Below are 17,781 nucleotides of genomic sequence, written 5' to 3'. Positions count from 1 at the left end.
CCGAGCGCCCCGGGGGTTAAATACCGGAGCTACCAACAAACAAAATAGGAAGTGGCTTTTATGGAAAAAATAGCCTTTTTTGGTCTGGGTAATATGGGTGGCCCCATGGCTGCCAACCTGGCGAAGGCCGGCTACACCGTGGCGGCATTCGATTTGAGCCCTACGGCTCTGGAGCAGGCCCAGCGAGACGGCTGCCAGCCCTGTGACAGCGCCGAGCAAGCGATTGAAGGGGCGGATATGGTTATTTCCATGCTGCCCAGCGGCGATGCGGTTAAAGGTCTCTACCTGGGGGAGGCGGGACTGTTGCGGCAACTCCCGTCCAGTACCCTGGTTATCGATTGCTCGACCATCTCCGCAGAGGACGCCAGCCTGCTCGGCCACACCGCTGCGGAGTTGGGGCTGCGCGCCATAGACGCCCCGGTATCCGGCGGTACGGCAGCGGCACAGGCGGGTAGGCTCTGCTTTATGTGTGGCGGGGATAAAGCGGCATTCGATGCGGCGCAGGGCCCACTACAGGTGATGGGCGCCAAGATATTCCATGCCGGTGCTGCCGGCGCTGGGCAGGTGGCAAAGATCTGCAACAACCTATTGCTCGCCATCCATATGACCGGTACCGCTGAGGCCCTGCAACTCGGGGTAGATCAGGGCCTGGATGCGGGGGTGCTCAGCGAGATTATGTGCGAAAGTTCCGGTAATAACTGGTCTCTGGCTAACTACAACCCCTACCCGGGCACTATGGAGTGTGTGCCTTCGGCCAAGGGCTATGCCGGTGGTTTCAGTGTGGCACTGATGCTCAAAGATTTGGGGCTGGCGATGGATGCGGCCTCCACCAGCGCATCGTCAACCCCCATGGGGGCGCTGGCAAAAAACCTTTACCAACTGCACGGCGCCAGTGAGGAAAACCGGCAGTTGGACTTCTCCAGTATTCAGAATATGTTCCGTCGCCCGGCGGGCAGGCAGGCCTAGAGGGGGATTACACCACAGTGGGCCCTGGCCTGCTGTGGTGTAACTTTGGCCACTTTTTTGTTTGCAAGGCTGTCGCCTAAAGGAAAAATTTGTACTGGTTCGCAAATTGGTAAATTGGTGCCAGCTAGTACTGGCCGCTCGGTTCCCTCGGGCGGCGAGAGTCGCTATCTTCCCCGCCCCTTTCCGGATATGCCCCCTTGAGCGGTGCAATCGCTGTACTTTGACATGGTGCCAATGGATTTTTTTCCAGGTAATTCGGCAGCTTGATTTGGATCAAGCTGTCTCAAGTAGCCTGCGGTTAACCTGTCTGCGACTTGTGATTGTGCCTGGAGGGGGGCCTTCCTGAGTCGGGAAAAATGCCTAATCGCTTTATGGAGAAGTTAATGAACCGTCTAACTGCTTTTGCGACAGTCGCCTTGACCGCCGCAATTTCTGCACCCGCACTGGCTTATGAAGAGGGCAGTTTTATTCTGCGCGGTGGTATCGCCACGGTAGCACCCGATACGGATTCCAGCGTTCTTTCCCTGAATGGGACCGGCATCAGCCAAACCGGTGTTGATGTTGATAACGGTTCCGCACTGGGCCTGACTGGCGTCTACATGTTCCGCGAGCACTGGGGTGTGGAACTGGTTGCGGCAACGCCATTTAGCCACGATATCGAAGTGGTTGGCGAGGGCCTGGGCAGCTTTAACCTGGGTGAAACCAAGCACCTGCCGCCGACCCTGTTAGTACAGTGGTACCCGATGGAAGCGCAGTCCAATATTCAGCCGTACGTGGGCCTGGGTGTGAACTACACCGCTTTCTTCGATGAAGAAATCAGCAGCACTGCCGATGCCGCTTTCGCAAGCCTCGGCGCCACCGGTGATGCAGAGCTGTCCCTGGACAATTCATTTGGCCTGGCCGCAGAGGCCGGTATCGATTTTACCTTCGGTGCCGATCAACGCTGGCTGTTCAATATGTCGGTGTTCTGGATGGACATCGAAACCGACGCCACCGTCAAAGTGCCTGGCCTGGGTGAAGTGACTGCCAATGTGGATATCGATCCGCTGGTTTATATGGCTGGTCTGGGCTACCGCTTCTAAAAGGTAGCAATAAATAGGTCTGGGGTAGAGCAGTCACTGTGGTTTTCTGGTCGAAGACCCGGTGGCTGCTTTTTTGTTTGTGTCGGCTTTCCAAGCAAACTACCGAACGAGGTGTGAATGAATATGAAGCAAGAGATTAAAAGCCCCGTGGGAGGCTTGTCTGAAGAACTCTTATCCCGCTACAGCGGACCCTGCCCGCGCTACACCTCGTATCCTACCGCCGATCGTTTTCACGCTTTAAATGGCATTGAGCCCTGGGCTGCACTGCAAGATATTCACAGCCTGTCCCTCTATGTCCACATCCCCTTTTGTCGCTCCCTTTGCTACTTCTGCGCCTGCAATAAAGTTATCACGCACCAGTATGGCCTGGCGTCCAGTTACCTGGACCACCTGTTGCAGGAGGCGCAGTGGTACCGGGATAAAGTGGCTGATGTGCCCGTTACCCAGTTGCACCTGGGGGGTGGCACGCCGACTTTCCTGAGCGATAGCGATATGCGTCGCCTGATGGAAGGCCTGGCCGAAGTGTTTGATTTGCGCCCGGGGGATGGGGTGGAATACAGTATTGAAGCCGACCCCCGCACCCTGGAATTAGAGACTCTGGATACATTGCGGGAATTGGGCTTTAACCGTTTGAGCCTGGGGGTGCAGGATTTTGATATCGACGTGCAGCGCTCCATTAACCGTATTTGCAGTGCCGACCAAGTCACTGAGCTGACCGTAGCGGCGCGCGAGCGCGGTTTTGAATCTATTTCCTATGATTTGATTTACGGATTGCCCAAGCAGGGCCTCGACAGCTTGCACCGCACCTTGGATAAGGTACTGGAGTTGCAACCGGATCGTATTGCCCTCTATCACTATGCACACCTGCCCCATCGATTTAAGGCCCAGCGCCTGATTGATACCGATCTGATCCCCTCTGCCGCAGAGAAAGTGGCGATGCAACTGGCCGCTGTAGAGCACCTGGGTCGGGCGGGGTACGAATTTTTGGGGATGGACCACTTTGCCCGCCCTGGGGATGAGCTGGCTAAGGCCGCACACGCCGGTATGTTACAGCGCAATTTCCAGGGCTACACCCTGATGCCGGCCGATGCTCTGGTCGGCTTGGGGGCATCGGCAATCAGCTACAGCCGCGATGGCTACTGGCAAAATTTACACCGTCTAAAGGAATATACTCAGGCAATTGGCGAGGGCAAATCAGCCGCCTGCCGAGGCTGGTTAATGGATGATGAAGATCGTTTGCGCCAGTGGATTATTAGTGAATTGATGTGCCGCTTAAGTCTGGATAAAGAGCTTGTTGAGCAGCGCATCGGCGTCCCCTTTGAGGAATATTTTTCCGAAGAGTTACTGCGCTTACAGCCTATGTTTGACGATGGTCTAATTTATCAGGATAAGCAAAATATTATTGTTACTGAAGAGGGGCGCTGGTTTGTGCGGAATGTTGCCGCTGCATTCGATAGCTATTTGCACAGTCAGCAAACCGATGCGAAATATTCGCGAGTTCTATAGCTGCCGGTAGGAGACGAATGCGTCGACAGCCGTTACAATTGCGGCAAATTAATTTTCCGACCGGTTTAGTATGATGGATTCCTCGGCAGCGGTTAGTTGTGGCAACTGTTCAGTCAGACGTTTATGTTTGCCTGCGGGTTTGTGTCAGCCTGATATTGATCGGCTAGAGCAGATCACTCGTCGAAAAAAAATAGTCAAAGCGGGGGAGACTCTCTATAGAGCGGGTGACCCATTTGCCAATCTTTATGCCATTCGTTCAGGCAGCTTCAAGACGGTGGTGATTGCGGCTGATGGTGATACCCAGGTGACCCACTTTGCTTTACCTGGTGAAATACTTGGGCTGGATGCCTACAGTACCCGGGTGCACCCGAGCTACGCCGAGGCACTGGAAGACAGCAGTGTTTGTCTACTGCCGTTTACCCAACTGGAAATTTTGGCTCAGCAGGTCACTGCACTACAGCAGCAGATTTACAGTATTTTTTCCGAGGAACTGCGCCAGGAAAATGATATTTTAATGCTGTTGGGTAAGCGCTCTGCGGATACCCGCCTGGCGGCACTTCTGATCAATATTTCCAGCCGCTATGCACGCCGCGGATACTCTCACAGTGCTTTTGTGTTATCGATGCCGCGCACCGACATCGCCAATTATCTGGGCTTGACCGCAGAAACCGTCAGTCGGCTTTTCTCGCGTTTTCAGCGCGAGAAATTAATTAAGGTCAGTGGACGATCCGTTGAAATTATCAACTTGATAGAACTCAGTGAGCTTGCGGGTACTCACTGCGGTTATGATGAAGATTAAATCTAGACGCCAATAACCGCTGATGCAGTGTCCTGGCAGTAAAGCCAGGACACCCTCTATTTTATTCGGCTGCGCTAACGGTCTCGATTGCTGAAATGACCTCTGCCCATTTCGCTTTGTCCGCTGCAGAAATATAACTCGCCTTAAAACTGTTAAGGGCTAGTTGTTTGGCCTGCTCTTGAGTCATGCCCAGGCTTTCGCTGAGGGCCAAATAATTTTTATTAACATAGCCGCCAAAGTAAGCGGGATCATCGGCATTGACAGTAACGCACAGGCCCCGCTCGAGCAGCGAGAGAATTGGGTGTTGACTCATATCGTCGTAAACACACAGTGCGGTATTGGATAGGGGGCAAACGGTCAGGGGGATATTTTCTATCTTCAGGCGCTCAATCAGTGCCTCATCCTCAACGCAGCGAACACCGTGATCAATACGGCTGACATTCAGTAAATCGAGAGCCTCTACGATATATTCGGCAGGTCCCTCTTCGCCGGCATGGGCCACTCTTTCCAGTCCCAGTTCTTCGGCCATAGCAAAAACTTTTTGAAATTTGCTCGGCGGGTGTCCCAGCTCGGAGGAATCCAGTCCAACCCCTTTAATCAAGTTTAGATAGGGCTGTGCCGCTTCCAGTGTGGCGATGGCTTCCTCTTCACTCAGGTGGCGCAGGAAACACAAAATTAGATGGCTGCTGATGCCCCATTCATTTTCTGCATCGCGCAGTGCGCTATTAATACCATTAATAACGACTCCGATATCAATGCCTCTGTCCGTATGGGTTTGAGGATCAAAGAATATCTCGGTGTGGACAACATTATCCTCACGGCAGCGTTTGAGGTAAGCCATAGTCAGGTCATAAAAATCCCGCTCGTGGATCAGGACCGATGCACCCTGGTAATAAATATCGAGAAATGACTGTAAGTTATGAAACTTATACGCCGCTCTGATTTCCTCGATACTGGAAAAGGGGATTTCAATATTGTTGCGCTTGCTCAACTCGAACATTAACTCCGGTTCGAGGGAGCCCTCGATATGGAGATGAAGCTCAGCTTTTGGCAGTGCCTGCAAAAAGTTCAAATCGGCAATGGACATAGAAATACCTTATTACGGGGCTATCTTTAAACAGAAGTGAGCGAGAGCTTAAGCGCTACTCGCACACTGGTATGGTCACCGGGTGGTGAATGGGTCGCTATGGTATCAGGTTACGCTTCCGGAGAATAAAGCGGGCGGAGCCTATCATGTAGGGTTTTCTGACTTGGAAGTCTATGTGCGGCCCTTGCTACAAAGCGGGCCTGTTGCTTTGCAGCTTAAAATTACACTGGTGGGTTTACTTTTTGTTGTTCGTAGGTATACTGCACTGGCTAGTTTACATTTTGATCTTGTAATGATTGGTACTGAGGAGAGCGCAATGAGTAAGGTGGCCCTGATTACTGGAACTTCTACTGGATTGGGACAGAGTTTGGCACTGGAAATGGCGAGGCAGGGATTTAGGGTTTATGCCACCATGAGAGATCTCTCCAAGGCCGCGCAGCTGACAAGTACCGCTCCCGCAGAGGGCGCTCTTGAGGTGATGAAGCTGGATGTCACAGACCCGGAGAGTATCCAGCATTGCGTAGATACCGTTATCCGCGATGCGGGGCGCATCGATATTCTTATCAATAATGCCGGTGCAGGCTTTGTAAAAACCACTGAGCATGCAAGTGAAGAGGAAATGCGTTGGGTGACCGAGGTCAACTACCTCGGTGTGGTTCGCTGTACCAAAGCGGTTCTCCCCCATATGCGCAAGGCCCGCAGCGGTCATGTTGTCAATATTTCATCGGTGGGGGGGCTGGTGGGGCAGCCATTTAATGAGCTGTACTGTGCGGCCAAATTTGCCGTAGAGGGCTATACAGAAGCCCTGGCCAGCTATGTGACACCGGCATTTAATATTAACTTTACCGCAGTCGAGCCCGGCGGTATTCACTCTGAGTTTGCCAATAACTTGCTTTCGCAGCTGGAGCAGAGTCAAGGGTACCCCGAAGATGAATACCAGTCGGTATTCAATCACTATATTGGCGGTATGCGTTCGCGCAGCCCGGAGCAAACGGCTGAAATATATCAAACCTCTGATCAGGTAGCCGCCGTGGTTTTACAGGTTGTACAGGCCGAAGAGCCCCCGGTTCGAATCAGAACCTCCCCCTGGGCCAATGAGTTGTGTCACTTTAAGACCGGCTTGGATCAGGACGGCAAAAAACAGCAAAAAATGGTTATCGAGGCCTTTTTGCCGACGATTTAGCACTTTGCTCAATTAGCGGATAAAGATTTCCCTTTATTTTGAAGTCTAACTTCAAGTTAGAGGTTTTTAGGTATAGGGCGACCTACTGGGCGCTGAGCGGGTTACCGGACGTCATTGTAGGGTGAACCCGCTTGCGGCAGTTGGTCACGAAAGGGGAGGGGAGTTACCCGTTTTGTGCCCGGGCTAATAGTACAATAGGCAAAAGGTTTCCCGGTTGCCTCACTATGACCCAGTTATCTGTGCCGGTAAGCTGTAGTAATTGCTCTGTCAGGCGCCTGTGTTTGCCAGCCGGGCTGCTACAGGCCGATATTGATCGACTTGAGCGTATTACCCGCAGAAAGAAAATGATTAATGCGGGGGAGGTTTTATACCGTGCGGGAGATCCATTCCAAAACCTCTACGCGATCCGCTCCGGGTGTATCAAAACGGTGATTATTGCCGCAGATGGGGATACCCAGGTAACGCATTTTGCTCTTCCCGGTGAGCTGCTGGGGCTCGATGCCTATAGCAGTCGGATGCATCCCAGCTATGCGGAGGCACTGGAAGATAGCAGCGTGTGCCTTCTTCCGTTTGATCAGCTGGAAAACCTCGCTCAGGAAATTCCGGCACTACAACAGCAGATCTACAGTATTTTTTCCGAGGAACTGCGCCAGGAGAATGAAATACTGATGCTGCTGGGTAAGCGTTCAGCGGATGCGCGTCTTGCTGCGCTGCTGATGAATATTTCCAGTCGATACGCCTGTCGCGGCTACTCCCCCCGTGAGTTTGTGCTTTCCATGCCGAGAATGGATATTGCTAACTATCTCGGATTGACGGCAGAAACAGTCAGTCGCTTATTTTCCCGCTTTCAGCGAGAGGGGCTGATAAGAGTTAGTGGTCGCACAGTTGAAATTCTCAACCTGCCGGCATTAGGTAATTTGGCCGGCGCTCACTGTGTTTATAAGGGGGAGCAGTAGGATCTGTAGTTGAGCATTCATCTTTGTTGATTTTTCACTGGCTGGATAATAACTGGCTGGTCATAGCCACCTTTCCAGTATGGCACCAGGACGTGTTAAAGAATAAAAAATGAGAGGAAAGGAAGTATGCCTGTTAGAGCGCTTGAATTAATTAAGATTTTCGCGGCGGAAGAAACACAGATCGGTGCAGCCCCAGACTTGATTATTTCTGCTCACTGCGCGGCGACCAAACAGATTTTTTCACCCCAAGAGACACGGAGAAGGCAACCTCTTTTTCTTTTCCCCGCACGGATGTTCCCTGGCTGCCCCAATCTTTTATGGCAAAAGGGGAGGGGAAACCGGTGATATCGGCAGATTTATTGATGATTCGCAGCAGGGCAAAGATGGATAATTCCATACCTGGTAGAGGTTCTTAATATTCTGCATAGAAACAACTTACACTATGAAAATATTTGCCGCTCTTTCTGCCGCATTGAGGTGAGTTTTAGTAATCTTCTTATCGGTACGCTATCCAGGGATAGCAAAGTTCATAGGCCAACCATCTAGTCGGTATTTTTTAAAGATTTTAGTTGGGTTGGCCGTAAAAACTAAGGTGGTGTCTTTTGGATGTTCAATATGAACGCATTGCCACTATTGGTCATCATCTGTTGCCTGATCAAGATATTTTTTATTGAATCCTGCTACTGTAAAGCCTAATAGCTGCTTTAAATTTCTTTTCTAATGACTTCTTATGGTTGTCACACTTCCGACATATTTATATGGCTTATTTCCATAGATTCCCAAATCTATGTTTTTTCGCCCAGTGCCCAGCTTCCAAATTTTTCTCTTCGTGACGCATAGCAAAAAAATACCGAATACCTATTGAGTGTGAATATCTAGTCATTGTAGCCTGTTGGTACGATGGTTTTGCTTGGAGGGGCTCCCTCCTCCTGTTGAACTCGATTTTAGATGGATAGATAGGTGCCATATGCCTGTTCGTGAACTTGATTTAGTCAAAATTTTTGCGCCGGAAGGGACTAATGTAGGAGATGCGCCAGAGCTGGTCATCTCTGCCCACGGTGCCGCCACCAAGCAGATGTTTTATAACAAGGGCCACGGTGGAGATAATTTGCTTTTCTTTGCGCCCCACGGCTATACCCTGGAAGACCCGGGCCTACAGGATGTGGTCGATGGAAAGGCAAAAGTTCACGAGCATATTGCCAAGGGCAAGATGGGGCGCAACTATACCCTGAGCAAGTTCCAGGGCTACCATGGCACTACTGCGGGACAAATTTTTGGCCGTCTATCCCGCCCTTTCGTTGCCGATGACGAGAGTTACGCTCAAATTCAACAAGTTGTGGATAATGCTCACAACCACAATATAAAAGCCATTCGCAATCAGGCGAGATTGCAGCAATATGATTTGAATGATCCATTTCAAAAATCTATGTACGATGCAAAGGTTGGCGCTTCGCTCTATACAACAAAGATGGAGGCTAACTTTTTGACGATTCGCAATAGATTTGGCAAAAGTAATCCAACGCTGGTGGATGTGCTGAATATTTTGCACCGAAATGGGCTGCACTATGACAATATCTACTGCTCTTTCTGTCGCAATGAGCTAACCGCAGGTAATATCTTTATGGGAACTCCTTCCTGGGACAGTAAGCGTCGGAAGGCGAATATTTAGAAAATAACTATCGGATCAGGTTGGGTATAAAAAAAAGGGGGGCGTAAACGCCCCCTTAATCCACTACTTATCAGGAGTGTGTGGAGAAAGCTAATTCCTTTTCAGATTCCCTGTGACCAATATCCCTCTTCCTTGTTTCCTGTAGCCAATCCATGGCCTCTTGTTGCTGTTTGAAATGGCGGACAGTGCCGCTGACAAACCAGCTCCCGACTTTTGTGGCTATTTGCTGCCACTCCTCATCCCCAAGTACCGCAATTTGCGAGAACTCGTTGCCGTGCTTTAAAGCCAGCTTGAATTCGTCCCAGATTGCGTGCATCCCCCAGCCCTCAAAATCCCGGAGATCAATCAGTAATTGGACCTGGGTTTTTTTTACCCCTTGCAGAGCGTATTCCAATAGGGGGGTTATATGCTCATAGTCCCTATGGGTTAATTCTCCGATGGCCTTTATATACAGGAAAAAATCGTCGTTTATACGTTCCATGCCAATGGATATGCCGTGGCGTTTAAGCTGCATTACCATTTCCTCCCTGAGGTTAATCTATCTATGCTAATGCCTGTGCGGGCATCTGAGGTTGGGTCAGATTTTCGTACAGCGATTCATAGATTTTTCTGGTTGCTCTATCGAAATACTTGCAGCTTAATTCGCTGACCTGTTTTTGGATATAGATCCAGTCCGTAGTCCCCAGGTATTGCTCAATCTGCGGAAATATCGCTTCGTTTTCCAGCTCCATATGCTTGTACTGCAATCTGAGGTAGGTGTTGCAGGCTTCCTGCAATACTTTCCGCTCAACCGTGGCATCATTGGCAATGGCATAAAAGAGAGCGCACATATGTTTTGTAGCTGCGGCTATACTTTCATGTTGCATTTGTGCTTCGTAAATTGACTCTCTATCGTGGATCGGCTTGGTCAATAACCGAGAAAATATTAAATCTTCAACCGGGTGATGATATCGGTCCGGATATGCCGATAGGTAATCCAGAGTATCCAAAATTAACGATAGAGTGCTCGGATCGCGGTCGCCACAGTCAAAAAGGTCCAGTAGTAACTGCTCAAAGGTGTTGAGCAGCTCTTGCATCTGTTTATGGTCACAGCACAGTTGTCGGTAGATGGCGTTCATCCCAGACCTCCGCGATTTGTCGATGGCCTATTGTTGCCATTTGGGCCAGGGCAAAGTTGATTTGGATCAAGTGAGGGAGACTTAGTGGTACTATAGGTAGAATTTCCCGCTACCGAGCTGGGGGGAGAGTAATTCTCTGGTGGTTGAAATATTAATCATCTGTGTAAATCCCGCTTGCATGTAATATGCGCGGGTAAATTTGATCGCTAGTTAGGCCGGCCTATCTTCACTTTTTCCGCTTAAGTTTTTGAAGTAGTTTTCCAGGTTTTTTCTTCTAGCGCTATTGGCGATATTTTTCTGCAAGCTTAGGCGAGGGGTTACCCGTTACTTTTTATTTATCGGTATTCGAGGGTTGTTACGGGTTATTTTCACGGGGTGTAACTGTGGGTAGGTTATATGCGTACCCAGGGTGTCGAGGTCGCGGTTGAGTATACAAGCCCGATATTTCGTTTGGCAGTTCACAGAGATTTTATCGACAATAATGACTTGGATATGCGTTTGGAGTCGATATCGATTACAGCCTGAGCGAGTCCTATAGTGTCGTGCTGAAAATACCTCCTCCGTTGAGGTTCTGGGAAGGCTTTGCAGTTTCGCCCCGGCCTTTGGTGAATAGGGGTATCCCATCACAAGCTCCTCGGGCCAGCCTGCCCAATTGAACACTTGTGACTATGATTTCCCCCTTTATACTTCGCGCCCTTTGAGCAGTCTTCAAGGATGTAAGGAGAAGATAATGAAGTTCAATTTCAAAGCGCTGGCCGCAGTTGCCGCTCTGTTGGGTTCCGCTACCGTTCAGGCGCAAGGTGCCTATGTCGGTGGGGTTTTCGGCATTATGGATGTCGATGCCCCGGGCAATAGCCCTTTTAATGCGGGCGTTCGCGCCGGTTATACCTGGGATTCTGGCTGGGGGATAGAGGTAGAAGCTACCGATTCTGTTATTGAAGGTGAGTACGACTATTACTGGAGTGACTATGACTACTCCCTGGCAACCCAGGCAATTTATGCCACTTATCGTCGCAACCAGCGGGACTTTTATCTCAAAGGTCGTGTCGGCTACCTCCGCGAGGAGTTGAGCGTCGATAACTGGCAGGCTCAAGAGTCTGATACAGGCTTATCTGCCGGATTTGGGATAGGCTTTAACTTGACTGATAAGGCGGTTATGGAGCTGGATTACACCCTTATTGAGGCCGATGTGAACTATTGGTCTGGTTCTGTAGTGTATAAATTCTAACCGTTTTGGGGGGAGGTTGGGATGCTTCTAGCGGGCCTTCCCCATTTGCGCATTCATACTGCCCTTGGTGTACAATGCGCGCCTTTCTAAAATGCCCAGGATGCATTGAGCAGTAGGGCCTCCCGCACTGGGAGTCTTTGGTCCTACTCATCAGTCTGGGCGCTGTGGTATCGAGTTTCACAAGCCTCTACTCAAGCCCGCTTTACCGAGGGAACACCATGTTTGATTCATCTGTCACTTTAGCTTCTTACGACCCGGAAATTTGGGAAGCCATCCAGGAGGAGGACTCTCGTCAGGAAGACCATATCGAGTTAATTGCCTCTGAGAACTACACCAGCCCTATGGTGATGGAAGCTCAGGGCAGCAGCCTGACTAACAAGTATGCCGAAGGTTACCCGGGCAAGCGTTACTACGGCGGCTGTGAATATGTGGACAAAGTGGAAACCCTAGCCATTGAGCGCGCCAAGGCGCTGTTTGGCGCGGACTACGCCAATGTGCAGCCGCACTCTGGATCGCAGGCCAATGCTGCGGTTTACCAGGCGCTCTGTGCCCCCGGTGACACGGTACTGGGCATGAGCCTGGCCCACGGCGGCCACCTGACTCACGGTGCCCGCGTTAACTTCTCCGGCAAGATCTACAACGCAGTACAGTACGGCCTGAACCCGGAAACCGGCGAAGTGGATTACGAGGAAGTTGAGCGCCTGGCGCTTGAACACAAGCCGAAGATGATCGTAGCGGGTTTCTCTGCCTACAGCCGCGTGATGGACTGGGCGCGCTTCCGCGATATCGCCGACAAAGTGGGTGCCTACCTGTTTGTGGATATGGCGCACATCGCCGGTTTGGTTGCCGCCGGTGAGTACCCCTCCCCGATCTCCTATGCGGACGTTGTTACTTCCACAACGCACAAAACCCTGCGCGGCCCGCGCGGCGGCATTATCCTGGCACGCGCCAACGAAGAGATTGAGAAGAAGCTCAATTCCGCCGTATTCCCCGGTGGTCAGGGCGGCCCGCTGATGCACGTTATCGCGGCGAAGGCCGTCTCTTTCAAAGAGGCCATGAGCCCGGAATATAAGGCCTACCAGAAGAAGGTAGTGGAAAATGCCCGCGCAATGGCGGAGACCTTCCTCGATCGCGGTATCAATATCGTATCCGGCGGTACCGATGATCACCTGATGCTGGTTGACCTGATTGGCAAAGAGTACACCGGTAAAGATGCCGATGAAGCTCTGGGTAACGCCAATATCACCGTTAACAAGAACGCGGTACCCAACGACCCGCGCTCTCCTTTTATCACCAGCGGCCTGCGTGTCGGCACCCCGGCAATTACCACGCGCGGCTTTGGTGTAAAGGAAACCCAGCAGCTCACTCACTGGATCTGTGACGTATTGGATGCGCTGGAGAAAGGTGATGTCGAGGCAACGATCGCCGATGTGAAACAAAAAGTGCAGGCTATCTGCGCAGAGTTTCCCGTATATAAAAAAGGCTGATCAGCACTGCTGACAGAAAAGCGGCTCAACGAGCCGCTTTTTTTATGTGCCCGGTTTTAATGGCCGCTGCGCAGTGGGTGCTGCGCTCACACTGCGCAGCGGCTGTGGTAAACTGCGGCCCATTTTCCATTCCGGGGATAATCCCACATGCACTGTCCGTTCTGCAGCGCAGAAGAAACAAAAGTAGTCGATTCCCGATTGGTGGCTGAAGGCGACCAAGTGCGCCGCCGGCGCGAGTGCCTGGAGTGCCACGAGAGGTTTACCACATTTGAAACTGCGGAGCTGCTGCTGCCGCGAGTAATTAAACAAAACGGCCAGCGTGAGCCGTTTAATGAAGACAAGCTGCGCGCGGGTATTCAGCGCGCCGTGGAGAAACGCCCGGTGAGTATTGAGCGGGTGGAGTCGGCGGTATCTCAGATTAAACACGCCCTACAGGCGACTGGTGAGCGCGAACTGCCGGCGCGGGCTATCGGTGAATTGGTGATGGAACAGCTGCGCGAACTGGACCAGATAGCCTATGTGCGCTTTGCTTCTGTCTATCGCCGTTTCGAGGATGTCAGCGAGTTTAGAGAAGAGATTGAACGCCTGACCAGTAAGGGATCGAATCCAGAATGAGTCAAACTGCTGTACACAGTGCGGAAGCACTGATGGCCCGCGCTATCCAGCTGGCGGAGCGCGGCCTCTACACGACTATGCCGAACCCGCGTGTGGGCTGTGTGATTGCCGATGGGCAAGGCAATGTGCTCGGTGAGGGCTGGCACCGACGGGCTGGTGAACCCCACGCTGAGATCGAGGCCCTGCGCGATGCTGGCGATAGGGCCCGGGGCGCCACTGCCTATGTCACCCTGGAGCCCTGTAGCCATACCGGTCGCACCGGTCCCTGTGCCGAGGCGCTGGTCAAAGCCGGCGTGGCCCGGGTGATTTACGGCATGCAGGACCCGAACCCGAGTGTCAGTGGTGCCGGGCTGCAAATATTGCGCGATGCCGGGATCGAGGTGCAAGGCCCGCTCCTGGAGGAGAAGTGCCGCGCTCTAAACCCCGGCTTTATCAAGCGTATGACTCTGGGGCTGCCCCTGGTGCGCAGCAAATCTGCCATGAGCCTCGATGGGCGCACCGCTATGGCCAGTGGGGAATCCAAGTGGGTGTCGGGCCCCGCCGCGCGCGCCGATGTACAGCGCCTGCGCGCCCGTAGCTGTGCGGTGATTACCGGCGTCGAAACTGTGCGTTTTGACAACCCCAATCTCAATGTGCGCGCCGATGAAATGGCGCTGGAAATGCTGGCCGCAGAGCGGGCTGCCGAAGTGCAGCCGCTGCGGGTGATCGTCGACAGTCAGCTGCGCACCCCGGCGAGAGCCTTTATTTTGCAGGGGGACGCCCCCACATTGGTGTGCACGACAGAGCGCGCCGAGGCCGAGCGCCGCGAGCGTATCGAGAAAACCGGTGCGGAAGTTGTGGTGCTACCCCAGGACAAAGAGGGCCGCGTAGACCTGCTCGCCCTACTCGAGGAGCTGGCGCGGCGTCAGTGCAATGAGGTTTTGGTGGAGAGCGGCGCGACCCTCTCCGGTGAGTTCCTCTACCGTGGCCATGTCGATGAAATCATTGTCTATATGGCGCCGAAACTGCTGGGTAGCAGCGGGCGGCCCCTGTTTGAACTGCCGATCGAGCGTATGGGCTCGATGCTGCCGATTACGATTACCGATATGCGCGCGGTCGGTCACGACTGGCGCATTACTGCAACAACCGATATCGAGCGCTGATGTTTACCGGAATTATTGAAGCCGTAGGCGAGATCGCCGAGCTAAAACCCCAGGGCGGTGACCTGCGCGTGCGCGTGCGCAGCGGCAAGCTGGACCTGGGCGATGTGCAACTGGGAGACAGTATCGCCACCAATGGTGTCTGCCTCACGGTGGTGGACCTGCCCGGTGACGGTTATTGGGCGGATGTGTCTGCGGAAACCCTGGATGTGACGACTGTGGGGCGCTGGAAAAAAGGCGACCGGGCTAATCTGGAAAAAGCACTGACACCTCAGACCCGCCTGGGTGGGCATATTGTCAGCGGCCATGTGGATGGTATTGGCGAGGTAGTATGGCGCAAGTCCGAGGCCCGCGCCGAGCGCTTCCGCCTGCGCGCGCCGGAAAACCTGGCTCGCTATATTGCCCATAAAGGGTCTATTACCGTCGACGGCACCAGCCTCACGGTCAATGCTGTGGATGGGGCCGAGTTTGAACTCACCATAGTGCCGCACACCTTGCAGGAAACGATTATGACCGGTTATAGCGCCGGTACCCGGGTCAACCTGGAGGTGGACCTGATTGCGCGCTACTTGGAGCGGCTACTCCTCGGCGATGAGGCGGCCAAGCCCAGTAGTGGGGGTATGACCCTCGAATTTTTGGCCCAGAACGGGTTTTACAAGCGCTAACGACAGGCCGTGCACTACGGCGATAACAGCAGCGATAGCCGCTCAATTTGCAATTGATAAATTTATCCAGAGTTAACCATGGAACTAAATACGGTTGAAGAACTGATCGACGATATCCGCCAGGGCAAAATGGTAATCCTGATGGATGATGAAGATCGCGAGAACGAGGGCGACCTGGTGATGGCGGCGGAACAGATTCGCGCCGAAGACATCAACTTTATGGCCACCCATGCGCGCGGCTTGATTTGCATGCCCATGTCCAAAGCGCGCTGTGAACAGTTGGACCTGCCGCTGATGTCGCGGGACAACGGCGCCCAGTTCAGCACTAACTTCACTGTATCCATTGAGGCGGCAGAGGGCGTGACCACGGGTATTTCCGCCGCCGATCGCGCGCGCACCGTTCGCGCCGCTGTGGCCAGAAATGCCAAGCCCAGCGATATTGTGCAGCCCGGCCATATCTTTCCGATTATGGCCCAGCCCGGTGGCGTATTGAGCCGCGCCGGCCACACCGAAGCGGGTTGCGACCTGGCCCGCCTGGCGGGTTTTGAGGCGGCTGCGGTGATCGTTGAGATCATGAATGAAGACGGCACCATGTCCCGCCGCCCGGACCTGGAAAAGTTCGCCAAGGAGCACAACCTGAAGATCGGCACTATCGCCGACCTGATTACCTATCGCGCCCTGAACGAGAAAACCGTCGAGTGCGTCAATGAGCGCAAGGTGAGCACTGAGTTCGGCGAGTTCAAGCTGCGCACTTATCTCGATAAGGCTCGCCGCGAGCGCCACTTTGCCTTTGTCAAAGGCGATCCCACTCCAGAGGAGCCGACCCTGGTTCGCGTACATGTGGGCAACACTCTGCGCGATGTACTCACCATTCGCCGCGGCGATGAAAAATACACACCCTGGACCTTCCGCCACGCCATGCAGCGTATCGAAAAAGAGGGCAAGGGGGTTGTGGTGCTAATCTGCCACAACGAGACCACCGAAGAGATCGAGGAGAGTATCGACTGGCTGATCAGCGGCAAGCAACAGCGCCCCAGCCAGGACCTGGTGTACAAGCAGGTGGGTACCGGTTCGCAAATACTGCGGGATCTCAAGGTGCGCAAAATGCGCCTGATGAGCGCACCGTTCAAGTTCAGTGCTATTTCCGGGTTTGACCTGGAAGTAGAGGAATACCTGAACGTCGAAGCGCCGCAGCTCTAATAGAAGCGCTGCTGCTCGAAGAGAAGAGTAACAACACTAGAGCCTCTGCCCCTGGGAGCGGAGGTTATGGATAAGAAATACGGATTGAAAATTATGAGCAATATTCAAGTGATCGAAGGGGACTTTGTCGGCAGTACGGGCAAATACGCACTGCTGGTGAGCCGCTGGAACAGCTTTGTGGTTGAGAGCCTAAAGGACGGCGCCCTGGACACTCTGCGCCGCAAGGGGATCAAGGATGAAGATATCACTATCTACTACGCGCCGGGCGCGTTTGAATTCCCCCTGGCCGCGCAAAAGCTGGCTGAAACCAAGAAGTTTGATGCCATTATTGCCCTGGGCGCGGTTATCCGTGGCGGCACCCCGCACTTTGAATATGTGGCTGGCGAGTGCACCAAAGGCTTGGCCCAGGTATCCCTGAACACCGGCATCCCCGTTACCTTCGGTGTGTTGACCGTGGATTCCATTGAGCAGGCGATCGAGCGCTCTGGCACCAAGGCCGGCAACAAAGGTTGTGAAGCTGCCGAAACCGCCCTGGAAATGGTTTCTCTAATCGGCAAAATTTAATTGCCGGCGCGCCGGCCAAAGGGGTCGGCGCAGCCCATTCTGTGAAGTATCTACCGGAAAAAACAATGACCGTAACTGCATCCGCCCGCCGCAAGGCGCGTCACTACGCCATGCAGGCGCTCTACCAGTGGCAAATGGCCGGCGCCAGTCTCAATTCTATTGAGGCCGAGTTTCACGCCGATAACGATATGAGCAAAACCGACGTGGAATATTTTCGCGATATTTTCCACGGTGTCGCCAAAAACCTCGATGAGGTGGAGGGGGCTTACGCTTCGCACCTGGACCGCAAAGTGGAAGACCTGGACCCGGTATCCCGCGCGCTGCTGCGCCTGGCCACCTACGAGCTGAAGAACCGTATCGACGTGCCCTACAAGGTCGTGATCAATGAAGCGGTGGCACTGGCGAAGAAATTTGGCCCCACCGATGCCTTCAAGTTTATCAATGGCATTCTGGATAAGACGGCTGCGGAGCTGCGCTCGGCAGAGGTCGCCGCAGACAAGAAGGGCTGAGTCAGCAA

The 17,781-nt window shown here is 53.1% G+C and carries 19 protein-coding genes; 15 read left to right on the top strand and 4 right to left on the bottom strand.

Going from position 1 to position 17,781, the window contains the following annotated elements; all coding sequences use genetic code 11:
* Positions 1 to 60 precede the first annotated feature (60 nt).
* The 4 genes from mmsB to fnr (ACJJIK_RS12110) all read left to right on the top strand — a co-directional run bounded on the left by mmsB (position 61) and on the right by fnr (ACJJIK_RS12110) (position 4,353).
* Positions 61 to 966: a 3-hydroxyisobutyrate dehydrogenase gene (gene mmsB / locus ACJJIK_RS12125; RefSeq protein ID WP_444942874.1), complete on the top strand. Its 906-nt coding sequence runs from the start codon at positions 61 to 63 to the stop codon at positions 964 to 966.
* A 383-nt stretch (positions 967 to 1,349) separates the two neighbouring features.
* A complete protein-coding gene (locus tag ACJJIK_RS12120) occupies positions 1,350 to 2,048 on the top strand; it encodes an OmpW/AlkL family protein (protein ID WP_444928559.1) in 699 nt (232 codons plus the stop codon).
* Positions 2,049 to 2,171: 123 nt separating this feature from the next.
* Positions 2,172 to 3,554, top strand: a complete 1,383-nt coding sequence (gene hemN, locus ACJJIK_RS12115; protein WP_444942873.1) for an oxygen-independent coproporphyrinogen III oxidase — start codon at positions 2,172 to 2,174, stop codon at positions 3,552 to 3,554.
* 70 nt (positions 3,555 to 3,624) lie between these two features.
* Complete coding sequence (fnr, locus tag ACJJIK_RS12110) at positions 3,625 to 4,353, top strand: fumarate/nitrate reduction transcriptional regulator Fnr (protein WP_444928557.1); 729 nt, start codon at positions 3,625 to 3,627, stop codon at positions 4,351 to 4,353.
* Positions 4,354 to 4,414: 61 nt separating this feature from the next.
* Here the strand turns inward: fnr (ACJJIK_RS12110) and ACJJIK_RS12105 are convergent, their stop codons facing one another.
* The gene (locus tag ACJJIK_RS12105) at positions 4,415 to 5,440 is read right to left on the bottom strand and encodes an adenosine deaminase (RefSeq protein ID WP_444928556.1); all 1,026 of its coding nucleotides are present in this window, start codon (positions 5,438 to 5,440) and stop codon (positions 4,415 to 4,417) included.
* 316 nt (positions 5,441 to 5,756) lie between these two features.
* On the opposite strand from ACJJIK_RS12105, the gene ACJJIK_RS12100 reads away from it, so the two are divergent.
* On the top strand, positions 5,757 to 6,623 hold the full coding sequence (locus ACJJIK_RS12100; RefSeq protein ID WP_444928555.1) for an SDR family oxidoreductase: 867 nt from the start codon (positions 5,757 to 5,759) through the stop codon (positions 6,621 to 6,623).
* Between the two features lie 224 nt (positions 6,624 to 6,847).
* A complete protein-coding gene (gene fnr / locus ACJJIK_RS12095) occupies positions 6,848 to 7,579 on the top strand; it encodes a fumarate/nitrate reduction transcriptional regulator Fnr (protein WP_444928554.1) in 732 nt (243 codons plus the stop codon).
* Between the two features lie 202 nt (positions 7,580 to 7,781).
* Here fnr (ACJJIK_RS12095) and ACJJIK_RS12090 read toward each other — a convergent pair whose 3' ends face one another.
* A complete protein-coding gene (locus tag ACJJIK_RS12090) occupies positions 7,782 to 7,976 on the bottom strand; it encodes a hypothetical protein (protein WP_444928553.1) in 195 nt (64 codons plus the stop codon).
* A gap of 570 nt (positions 7,977 to 8,546) precedes the next feature.
* On the opposite strand from ACJJIK_RS12090, the gene ACJJIK_RS12085 reads away from it, so the two are divergent.
* Positions 8,547 to 9,248 carry a putative adhesin gene (locus ACJJIK_RS12085; RefSeq protein WP_444928552.1) on the top strand — a complete coding sequence of 234 codons (702 nt, stop codon included), beginning with the start codon at positions 8,547 to 8,549 and terminating at the stop codon, positions 9,246 to 9,248.
* Between the two features lie 70 nt (positions 9,249 to 9,318).
* Here ACJJIK_RS12085 and ACJJIK_RS12080 read toward each other — a convergent pair whose 3' ends face one another.
* The gene (locus ACJJIK_RS12080) at positions 9,319 to 9,762 is read right to left on the bottom strand and encodes an STAS/SEC14 domain-containing protein (RefSeq protein WP_444928551.1); all 444 of its coding nucleotides are present in this window, start codon (positions 9,760 to 9,762) and stop codon (positions 9,319 to 9,321) included.
* Positions 9,763 to 9,790: 28 nt separating this feature from the next.
* Positions 9,791 to 10,366 carry a hemerythrin domain-containing protein gene (locus tag ACJJIK_RS12075; protein ID WP_444928550.1) on the bottom strand — a complete coding sequence of 192 codons (576 nt, stop codon included), beginning with the start codon at positions 10,364 to 10,366 and terminating at the stop codon, positions 9,791 to 9,793.
* Between the two features lie 730 nt (positions 10,367 to 11,096).
* Between ACJJIK_RS12075 and ACJJIK_RS12070 the strand changes: the two genes are divergently transcribed.
* From ACJJIK_RS12070 to nusB, 8 genes are all read left to right on the top strand, one after another.
* Complete coding sequence (locus ACJJIK_RS12070) at positions 11,097 to 11,594, top strand: outer membrane beta-barrel protein (RefSeq protein ID WP_444928549.1); 498 nt, start codon at positions 11,097 to 11,099, stop codon at positions 11,592 to 11,594.
* 218 nt (positions 11,595 to 11,812) lie between these two features.
* A complete protein-coding gene (glyA, locus tag ACJJIK_RS12065; protein WP_444928548.1) occupies positions 11,813 to 13,081 on the top strand; it encodes a serine hydroxymethyltransferase in 1,269 nt (422 codons plus the stop codon).
* 147 nt (positions 13,082 to 13,228) lie between these two features.
* Positions 13,229 to 13,696 (top strand): transcriptional regulator NrdR, encoded by a 468-nt coding sequence (nrdR, locus tag ACJJIK_RS12060; RefSeq protein ID WP_444928547.1) that lies wholly within the window; start codon positions 13,229 to 13,231, stop codon positions 13,694 to 13,696.
* Positions 13,693 to 14,838: a bifunctional diaminohydroxyphosphoribosylaminopyrimidine deaminase/5-amino-6-(5-phosphoribosylamino)uracil reductase RibD gene (ribD, locus tag ACJJIK_RS12055; protein WP_444928546.1), complete on the top strand. Its 1,146-nt coding sequence runs from the start codon at positions 13,693 to 13,695 to the stop codon at positions 14,836 to 14,838. The genes nrdR and ribD overlap by 4 nt, the downstream gene beginning before the upstream one ends.
* Positions 14,838 to 15,500 carry a riboflavin synthase gene (locus ACJJIK_RS12050; protein ID WP_444942872.1) on the top strand — a complete coding sequence of 221 codons (663 nt, stop codon included), beginning with the start codon at positions 14,838 to 14,840 and terminating at the stop codon, positions 15,498 to 15,500. The genes ribD and ACJJIK_RS12050 overlap by 1 nt, the downstream gene beginning before the upstream one ends.
* Positions 15,501 to 15,578: 78 nt before the next feature.
* The gene (gene ribBA / locus ACJJIK_RS12045) at positions 15,579 to 16,700 is read left to right on the top strand and encodes a bifunctional 3,4-dihydroxy-2-butanone-4-phosphate synthase/GTP cyclohydrolase II (protein WP_444928544.1); all 1,122 of its coding nucleotides are present in this window, start codon (positions 15,579 to 15,581) and stop codon (positions 16,698 to 16,700) included.
* 93 nt (positions 16,701 to 16,793) lie between these two features.
* Positions 16,794 to 17,264 (top strand): 6,7-dimethyl-8-ribityllumazine synthase, encoded by a 471-nt coding sequence (gene ribH / locus ACJJIK_RS12040; protein ID WP_444932346.1) that lies wholly within the window; start codon positions 16,794 to 16,796, stop codon positions 17,262 to 17,264.
* 65 nt (positions 17,265 to 17,329) lie between these two features.
* Positions 17,330 to 17,773, top strand: a complete 444-nt coding sequence (nusB, locus tag ACJJIK_RS12035) for a transcription antitermination factor NusB (RefSeq protein ID WP_444928543.1) — start codon at positions 17,330 to 17,332, stop codon at positions 17,771 to 17,773.
* Positions 17,774 to 17,781: the final 8 nt, after the last annotated feature.

This window comes from Microbulbifer regidiadema (SeqCode), from assembly GCF_052466995.1.
Note: the sequence above shows the minus strand (reverse complement) of the source record. Positions and strands in the feature narration are given on the sequence as shown.

Coding starts and splice junctions, on each gene's coding strand:
- mmsB (WP_444942874.1), top strand. CDS start 61: ATGGAAAAAATAGCCTTTTTTGGTCTGGGTAATATGGGTGGCCCCATG.
- ACJJIK_RS12120 (WP_444928559.1), top strand. CDS start 1,350: ATGAACCGTCTAACTGCTTTTGCGACAGTCGCCTTGACCGCCGCAATT.
- hemN (WP_444942873.1), top strand. CDS start 2,172: ATGAAGCAAGAGATTAAAAGCCCCGTGGGAGGCTTGTCTGAAGAACTC.
- fnr (WP_444928557.1), top strand. CDS start 3,625: ATGATGGATTCCTCGGCAGCGGTTAGTTGTGGCAACTGTTCAGTCAGA.
- ACJJIK_RS12105 (WP_444928556.1), bottom strand. CDS start 5,440: ATGTCCATTGCCGATTTGAACTTTTTGCAGGCACTGCCAAAAGCTGAG.
- ACJJIK_RS12100 (WP_444928555.1), top strand. CDS start 5,757: ATGAGTAAGGTGGCCCTGATTACTGGAACTTCTACTGGATTGGGACAG.
- fnr (WP_444928554.1), top strand. CDS start 6,848: ATGACCCAGTTATCTGTGCCGGTAAGCTGTAGTAATTGCTCTGTCAGG.
- ACJJIK_RS12090 (WP_444928553.1), bottom strand. CDS start 7,976: ATGGAATTATCCATCTTTGCCCTGCTGCGAATCATCAATAAATCTGCC.
- ACJJIK_RS12085 (WP_444928552.1), top strand. CDS start 8,547: ATGCCTGTTCGTGAACTTGATTTAGTCAAAATTTTTGCGCCGGAAGGG.
- ACJJIK_RS12080 (WP_444928551.1), bottom strand. CDS start 9,762: ATGCAGCTTAAACGCCACGGCATATCCATTGGCATGGAACGTATAAAC.
- ACJJIK_RS12075 (WP_444928550.1), bottom strand. CDS start 10,366: ATGAACGCCATCTACCGACAACTGTGCTGTGACCATAAACAGATGCAA.
- ACJJIK_RS12070 (WP_444928549.1), top strand. CDS start 11,097: ATGAAGTTCAATTTCAAAGCGCTGGCCGCAGTTGCCGCTCTGTTGGGT.
- glyA (WP_444928548.1), top strand. CDS start 11,813: ATGTTTGATTCATCTGTCACTTTAGCTTCTTACGACCCGGAAATTTGG.
- nrdR (WP_444928547.1), top strand. CDS start 13,229: ATGCACTGTCCGTTCTGCAGCGCAGAAGAAACAAAAGTAGTCGATTCC.
- ribD (WP_444928546.1), top strand. CDS start 13,693: ATGAGTCAAACTGCTGTACACAGTGCGGAAGCACTGATGGCCCGCGCT.
- ACJJIK_RS12050 (WP_444942872.1), top strand. CDS start 14,838: ATGTTTACCGGAATTATTGAAGCCGTAGGCGAGATCGCCGAGCTAAAA.
- ribBA (WP_444928544.1), top strand. CDS start 15,579: ATGGAACTAAATACGGTTGAAGAACTGATCGACGATATCCGCCAGGGC.
- ribH (WP_444932346.1), top strand. CDS start 16,794: ATGAGCAATATTCAAGTGATCGAAGGGGACTTTGTCGGCAGTACGGGC.
- nusB (WP_444928543.1), top strand. CDS start 17,330: ATGACCGTAACTGCATCCGCCCGCCGCAAGGCGCGTCACTACGCCATG.